The following is a 5,765-nucleotide window of genomic DNA, read 5'->3' on the forward strand; positions in this document are numbered from 1 at the left end:
CCCATGACCAAGAAGGCCATTTCCAACCTGATCAACACCTGTTACCGGGTGGCGGGTTTGAAGGACACGGTCATCTTTGCTGACCAGATCATGTACATGGGTTTCCACTACGCCACGGTATCCGGTACCTCCATTGGCTTTAACGACTTCGAGATTCCTCCGGAGAAGTACGAGCTGGTTGACGCCGCCACCGACGAAGTTAAGGAAATCGAGTCCCAGTATTCCTCTGGTCTGCTGACCCAGGGCGAGAAGTACAACAAGGTTATCGATATCTGGTCCAGGGCCAACGACAAGGTGTCCAAGGCCATGATGGAGCGCCTCTCGAAAGAGCAGGTTGTTGATTCCGAAGGCAAGCCGGTGTTTGACGACGAAGGCGAGCCTGTCATGCAGGAATCTTTCAACTCCGTTTACATGATGGCAGACTCAGGCGCCCGGGGTTCCCCCGCCCAGATCCGTCAGCTGGCCGGTATGCGAGGCCTGATGGCGAAGCCGGATGGCTCCATCATCGAGACGCCGATTACTGCCAACTTCCGCGAGGGTCTGAACGTACTACAGTACTTCATCTCGACACACGGTGCCCGTAAGGGTCTGGCCGACACCGCCCTCAAGACTGCGAACTCAGGTTATCTGACGCGCCGTCTGGTGGATGTGTCCCAGGATCTGGTGGTCACAGATGTTGACTGTGGTACCGAGGAAGGCCTGCTGATGACACCGCATATCGAAGGCGGTGATGTGGTTGTGCCTCTGGGTGATCGTGTTCTGGGCCGGGTTACGGCTCGTGACGTGTTTACTCCGACCGATAAAGACAATGCGGTTGTAGCTGCCGGTACACTGCTGGACGAGAAGACCATTGAAATGGTTGAGCGTGCCGGTGTGGATGAGGTCTGGGTGCGGTCTGCAATCTCCTGTGAAGCTCGTCATGGCGTGTGTGCTTCCTGCTACGGCCGGGATCTGGCGCGTGGTCACCTGGTCAACGTCGGTGAGGCGGTCGGTGTTATTGCGGCCCAGTCCATCGGTGAGCCGGGCACCCAGCTCACCATGCGTACCTTCCACATTGGTGGTGCGGCAAGCCGGGCTTCTGCGGTAGACAATATCCAGGTCAAGCACGGTGGTCAGATTCGTCTCCACAACATGAAATCCATCGAAAGAACCGATGGCTCTCTGGTGGTGGTGTCCCGCTCTTCTGCGCTGGCTGTCGCTGACGACCAGGGTCGTGAGCGTGAGTGGTACAAGCTGCCTTACGGCGCAGTACTGAGCGTGAAGCACGGTGACGTGATTGAAGCCGGTGTGGTGGCGGCCAAGTGGGATCCCCACACTCACCCGATCATCGCGGAAGCTCAGGGTATCGCACGTTTTGTGGGTATGGACCAGGGTATTACCGTACGCACCCAGACCGACGAGCTGACTGGCCTGTCGACAATTCAGGTTATCGATCCGAAAGATCGCCCGGCGGCAGGTAAGGATTTGCGTCCGGCTATTGAAGTACGAGATGCCAATGGCGAGGAACTGACCCTGCCGGGCGGCGCGCCGGCTCACTACTTCCTGCCTGCTGACGCGCTGATTACGCTGTCCGACGGCGGCAATGTGGAAGTGGGTGATGTGGTTGCCCGTATTCCACAGGAAAGCTCCAAGACCCGTGACATCACCGGTGGTCTGCCACGGGTTGCCGATCTGTTCGAGGCACGTCGCCCGAAAGAGCCGGCAATACTTGCAGAAATTACCGGTACGGTGTCGTTTGGTAAGGAAACCAAGGGCAAGAAGCGTCTTGTGATCACACCGCGTGACGACGAGCCCTATGAGGTTCTGATTCCGAAGTGGCGTCAGATGAACGTGTTCGAGGGTGAGACCGTGGAGCGGGGCGAGGTGATTTCCGACGGCCCGTCCAACCCGCACGACTTTCTTCGTCTGCTGGGCGTGGTCGAGCTGGCCAAGTACATCACCAACGAGATTCAGGACGTCTACCGTCTGCAGGGTGTTGTCATCAACGATAAACACATCGAGGTTATCGTTCGTCAGATGCTGCGGAAAGTGGAAATCACCGATCCGGGTGAAACCACATTGCTGGGCGGTGATCAGGTGGAATACAACCTGTTCCTGGATGCCAACCTGGCGGCGGTTGCAGCGGACAAGCAGCCGGCGAAAGGCGAGCGGCAGTTGCTGGGTATTACCAAGGCATCGCTGGCTACCGAGTCGTTTATTTCGGCAGCGTCGTTCCAGGAGACCACCCGGGTACTCACCGAAGGTGCAGTCACCGGCAAGCGGGATTACCTGCGTGGCCTGAAAGAAAACGTGGTGGTGGGTCGTCTTATTCCTGCGGGAACCGGTCTGGCTTACCACGCCGAGCGTCGTCGCAAGCGCGAGCTGGAAGAACAGGGCGTAACCGCACAGGATGTCGAGGAAGCGCTGAGTGCCGAGCTCAATCGCGAAAGCTGATTGAGTTGGCGCGCCAGGCCCCGGTAATTACCGACATGGGTGCTGGTTAAAAAGAGATCAGTCGTCTTGACTGGCCGGGGGCGCAGGCTTACACTTGCGTCCCTTAAATTTTACCCCCGTTTTTCGGGGGTAAGTTTCATTAGAATGGTTTTTTTGGAGTTTGCTTACATGGCAACGATCAACCAGTTGGTACGTAAGCCTCGTAAACGTCGGGTTGCCAAGAGCGATGTACCTGCTCTTCAGGCCTGCCCTCAGCGTCGCGGTGTATGCACTCGTGTATATACCACTACGCCGAAGAAGCCGAACTCAGCACTGCGTAAAGTGTGTCGTGTTCGTCTGACTAACGGTTTCGAGGTTTCCTCATACATCGGTGGTGAAGGTCACAACCTTCAGGAGCACAGTGTAGTGCTGATCCGTGGCGGTCGAGTAAAAGACCTTCCGGGTGTGCGCTATCACACTGTTCGCGGAACACTGGACACCCAGGGTGTACAGAACCGTAAGCAGGGCCGCTCCAAGTACGGTACTAAACGACCCAAGTCCTGATTTCCCTATGGGTGTCTTTTATCGTTACTACTGACGGTAAGAGTAAGGCTGAGTAGCAGTGGCTATCTCAGGGGTTCCTGAAGACCTTTAACGACAAGGGCTTATCGATGCCTAGAAGAAGAGTTGCAGCAAAACGGGAAATTATCCCGGATCCCAAATTCGGCAGTGCACGACTGGCCAAGTTCATCAATCACGTGATGGAAAGTGGCAAGAAGTCCGTTGCAGAGCGCATTGTGTACGGTGCGCTTGATATCGTTGCCGAGAAATCCAAGGAAGAGCCGATCGAAATGTTCGAGAAGGCCCTGGAAAACATCCAGCCGATGGTCGAGGTCAAATCTCGTCGTGTTGGTGGTGCTACCTACCAGGTGCCTGTAGAAGTACGGCCTTCCCGTCAGAACGCGCTGGCAATGCGCTGGCTCGTTGAATACTCACGGAAACGTGGTGAAAAGTCCATGGCCCAGCGCCTGGCAGGTGAAATCCTGGACGCCGCTGATACCAAGGGCGCCGCTGTGAAGAAGCGCGAAGACGTTCACCGCATGGCTGAAGCCAACAAGGCGTTCTCTCACTTCCGTTTCTAATAAGCCGAGGTTTATACAGTGGCACGTAAGACTCCGATTAAACGTTACAGAAACATTGGTATCTGTGCGCATGTGGACGCGGGTAAAACCACGACCACAGAAAGAATTCTCTACTACACTGGCCGCAGTCATAAAATGGGCGAGACCCATGATGGCGCGTCTACCACTGACTGGATGGAGCAGGAGCAGGAGCGGGGCATTACCATTACCTCCGCCGCTGTTACTACCTTCTGGAGTGGTATGGACAAGCAGTACGACGAGCACCGTATCAACATCATTGATACCCCGGGCCACGTAGACTTCACTATCGAAGTTGAGCGGTCTTTGCGTGTGCTTGACGGTGCCGTTGTTGTGTTCTGCGGGTCCTCCGGTGTTGAGCCGCAGTCCGAGACAGTCTGGCGTCAGGCGAACAAGTATGAAGTTCCCCGCATGGTGTTCGTCAACAAGATGGACCGTGCCGGTGCCAACTTCCTGCGCGTGGTTGACCAGATTGAAAAGCGTCTTGGTGCTATTCCGGTACCCATTCAGCTGCCAATTGGCGCTGAGGATGAGTTCGAAGGCATCGTTGATCTGCTTCGGATGAAAGCGATCTACTGGAATGAAGCCGATCAGGGTATGACCTATGAGCTTCGGGATATCCCGGAAAACATGGTTGAAGAGGCCAATACCTACCGCGAAAAGATGATCGAAGCTGCTGCTGAGGCCAATGAAGAGTTCATGGAGAAGTACCTCGAGGGTGAGGAGCTTAGCTATGAGGAGATCAAGAAAGGGCTGCGTGATCGTACGATCGCCAACGAGATTGTCTTGGCAACCTGTGGTTCTGCGTTCAAGAACAAGGGTGTTCAGGCGGTACTGGACGCTGTTATTGAATTCCTTCCGGCACCGGATGAAGTCAAGGCAATTCGCGGCGAAATCGATGAGGATGGTTCTGAAGAAACTCGTCCGGTTGACGACAAGGCGCCTTTTGCTGCGCTCGCGTTCAAGATTGCAACCGATCCGTTTGTCGGTACTCTGACCTTCTTCCGGGTTTATTCCGGTACGCTTGAGTCCGGGAATGCCGTCTACAACTCGGTGAAGCAGAAGAAAGAGCGTGTGGGCCGTATGGTTCAGATGCACGCCAATGACCGTGAAGAGATCAAAGAAGTTCTTGCCGGTGACATCGCTGCCGCGATTGGTCTGAAAAACGTGACCACGGGTGACACCCTGTGCGACGAGAACCACAAGATCGTTCTTGAGCGTATGGAATTCCCCGAGCCGGTTATCTCGGTGGCGGTAGAGCCGAAGTCAAAGGCTGACCAGGAAAAGATGGGTGTTGCACTGGGCAAGCTTGCTCAGGAAGATCCTTCCTTCCGTGTACGCACTGACGAAGAATCCGGTCAGACCATTATTTCCGGTATGGGCGAACTGCATCTGGACATCCTGGTTGACCGTATGCGTCGCGAGTTCAAGGTAGAGGCCAATATTGGTAAGCCTCAGGTGGCCTATCGCGAATGCATCCGCAAAGCCGTTGACGTTGAAGGCAAGTTTGTTCGTCAGTCCGGTGGTCGTGGTCAGTTCGGTCACGTACGCGTGAAGATCGAGCCGCTGCCCCTTGATGATGACTCTGAAAACTTCATCTTTGTGAATGAGGTTGTTGGTGGTGTGGTTCCCAAGGAATACATCCCGGCGGTTCAGGCAGGTATCGAAGAGCAGATGCAGAACGGCTGTATTGCCGGCTATCCGCTGCTGGGTATCAAGGCCACGCTGTATGATGGTTCTTACCACGAAGTCGACTCCAACGAGATGGCCTTCAAGATCGCCGGCTCCATGGCGATGAAAAAAGGTGCGCTTGAAGCCAGCCCTGCGCTGCTTGAGCCCATCATGAAGGTTGAGGTTGTTACACCTGAAGATTACATGGGTGATGTCGTTGGTGACCTTAACCGTCGCCGTGGCCTGATTCAGGGTATGGATGATGGTGTTGCAGGCAAGATCGTGCGTGCAGAGGTTCCGTTGTCGGAGATGTTCGGTTACGCCACTGACCTGCGTTCAGCAACTCAGGGTCGGGCGTCCTATGCGATGGAATTCTCTCGCTATATGGAAGCTCCTTCGAACATTGCCGAAGCAATCATTAAAAAGGGTTGATTCCCGGACTTAAGTAACAGGAAGAGGTGTAACCGTGTCTAAAGCAAAATTTGAGCGTAACAAGCCGCACGTCAACGTGGGCACCATTGG

3 protein-coding genes and 1 pseudogene are annotated in these 5,765 nt (G+C 55.1%); all 4 read left to right on the plus strand.

The features are described 5' to 3' along the window. Positions 1-2,433: pseudogene (locus tag AAC035_RS17925) on the plus strand (DNA-directed RNA polymerase subunit beta'); the annotation flags it as partial. A 168-nt stretch (positions 2,434-2,601) separates the two neighbouring features. Beyond that, complete coding sequence (gene rpsL, locus AAC035_RS17930; RefSeq protein ID WP_339806462.1) at positions 2,602-2,976, plus strand: 30S ribosomal protein S12; 375 nt, start codon at positions 2,602-2,604, stop codon at positions 2,974-2,976. Positions 2,977-3,083: 107 nt separating this feature from the next. Further along, positions 3,084-3,554, plus strand: a complete 471-nt coding sequence (gene rpsG, locus AAC035_RS17935; protein WP_339806463.1) for a 30S ribosomal protein S7 — start codon at positions 3,084-3,086, stop codon at positions 3,552-3,554. 18 nt (positions 3,555-3,572) lie between these two features. Next, positions 3,573-5,675, plus strand: coding sequence for an elongation factor G (gene fusA, locus AAC035_RS17940; protein ID WP_339806464.1), 2,103 nt, complete (start codon positions 3,573-3,575; stop codon positions 5,673-5,675). Positions 5,676-5,765: the final 90 nt, after the last annotated feature.

The sequence above is a fragment of the uncultured Marinobacter sp. genome, assembly GCF_963974375.1.
Classification (GTDB): domain Bacteria; phylum Pseudomonadota; class Gammaproteobacteria; order Pseudomonadales; family Oleiphilaceae; genus Marinobacter.

What these genes read in the sequence shown, in the direction of transcription:
- rpsG (WP_339806463.1), top strand. Translation starts at nt 3,084, where the DNA reads ATGCCTAGAAGAAGAGTTGCAGCAAAACGGGAAATTATCCCGGATCCC.
- rpsL (WP_339806462.1), top strand. Translation starts at nt 2,602, where the DNA reads ATGGCAACGATCAACCAGTTGGTACGTAAGCCTCGTAAACGTCGGGTT.